The organism is Marinobacter sp. (assembly GCF_014859525.1).
Lineage (GTDB): Bacteria > Pseudomonadota > Gammaproteobacteria > Pseudomonadales > Oleiphilaceae > Marinobacter.
This window is the reverse complement of sequence record NZ_JACUUB010000162.1, coordinates 1-2,018: the sequence shown is the minus strand read 5'-3', so window position 1 is coordinate 2,018 and position 2,018 is coordinate 1. Positions and strand designations below refer to the sequence as shown.

The 2,018-nt window shown below is 59.1% G+C and carries 1 protein-coding gene; it reads left to right on the top strand.

Annotated features, from left to right (window positions below):
* Positions 1 to 80: 80 nt before the first annotated feature.
* The coding region (locus tag IBX51_RS15010; protein WP_291832135.1) for a ribonuclease R family protein at positions 81 to 2,018 on the top strand (1,938 nt) is incomplete at its 3' end.

Sequence of the window (2,018 nt, the reverse complement as noted above, 5' to 3'; positions counted from 1 at the left end):
CCGGCCTGACAGATCTGACTCCCTCCGGCAGAACCGTTATACTCCGCTGCATCACACATTTATAGCCAGGTTATTTCTACATGCTCAATGCCGACGCCCTCAATCAGTTGCGCCAGCTGAAAACCGATATCAAAGAAAACAAGGTGGTCTTCCCCGGCACGGTCAAGTCCACCAACGGGCGTTTTGGCTTTGTAGCCCTGGATGAAGGCCGGGATGTGTTCCTGCCGCCAGAAGAAATGCAAAAAGTCCTGCCGGGGGACCGCATTAACGTGACCGAGCAGGAAGTGGAAAAGGGCAAAATACAAGGTGTGGTCGACGAGTTACTCGAATCCCACCTGACCACCTTTGTCGGCCGCTATCTGATCAAGGGCAAAGGCCACTTTGTGGCACCCGAAACCCCGGGCATCAACCGCTGGATCTTCATCCCGCCAAAAGAGCGTATGGGCGCTCAGCCGGATGATTTTATCTATTGCCAGATTCACCGGCACCCGATCAAGGATGGCAAAGGCCAGGCCAAGGTACTTCGGTTGATCGGTAAAGCCGGAGAACCCGGTATCGAACGGGCCTTCACGCTGGCCAACTTTGATCTGACAGATGCCTGGCCGGAAGAAGTGCAAACGCAAGCCGACAACCTGAACGAAGACAGTCTTCAAAGCCATACCGAGGGGCGGGAAGATCGCACCGAACGGCCTTACGTTACCATCGACAGCCCGGGCACCCAGGACATGGACGACGCCCTGATGGCCACCCCCAACGCCACTGGTTGGACGCTGTCGATTGCCATTGCCGACCCAACGGCGATGATCGAACCGGGCAGCCCGGCCGAAGAAGAGGCCTTCAACCGGGCCACGGCGATCTACTTTCCAGGCGAACCGCTACCGATGTTGCCTGACAGCATCAGCACCCGCTTGTGCTCGTTAATGCCGGACCTGCCCCGACTGGTGCTGGTATGCGACCTACAGGTCAACAACGATGGCGGTCTGGGCGACTACAGCTTTCATCAGGCCACCATAAGCTCCAAAGGCAAGCTCAGTTACGAGCTGGTAAGCCACCTGATCGAAGGCCGGCAGGACGATGAGATCAAGGCACTGTCGGATGACGTGAGCAACAGCCTGGATCAGCTGCATCAGGCCGCTACCGCCTTACGCAAGTGGCGCGCTGAACACGCCTTGCTGAGCCAGGACCGGCCGGAATTCCGCCTGCGCCTCGACGAAAACAAGCGTATCCGGGTGATCGAACCTTCGGTACAGAACGAAGCACACCGACTGGTGGAAGAGTGCATGGTCGCCGCCAACCGCTGCGCCGCCGACTTCCTGAACCAACGCGGCCAGGGTCTGTTTATCCAGCACCCAGGCCTGCGGGACGACCGCGCCGACAACATCCGGAAATTGCTCGAGAGTCATGCGCCACACCTGGCCGAGCACGACGCCAACACCGCCGAAGGCTTCAAGGCACTGATGAAACACAGCGACCAGCCACAGGCCGAGGTACCTGTGAAAGCCATCCTGTCTCGCCAGCTGGCCCGCGCCGAACTGGGCTTTGATGCCGCGCCCCACCAGGGCATGGGGCTTGACGCCTACACCACCTTTACCTCGCCGCTGCGCAAGTTCTCAGACTTTTACGTGCACCGGCTGATCAAATCGGCACTGTGGGACACGCCCATCAAGCCCCTGAACAGCCAGCAACTGGAAGCGCTACAAGCCACTCAGTTCCGCGCCCGCCAGGCCGCCAACACACTGGAAACCTGGCTCAAGGCTGATTACGCCAAGACCCTGCCGGAAGACCCCATGGAAGGCACCATCAGCCGCACCATGCCCTCCGGCTTCTTTGTGCGCCTGGACAGTAATGGCCTGGAAGGCTTTGTCAGCTGCAAGGATCTGGACGGCAAGTACAGTTTTGATCCGGTTACCCTGCGCCTGGTGCATAACAAGAAAGGTCGCATCTTCCAGCTGGAGCAGCGGGTAACCGTGAGCTTTGTCGGAGTGGACGACGAGCGGCGGCAGATCAACTTCAAGCTG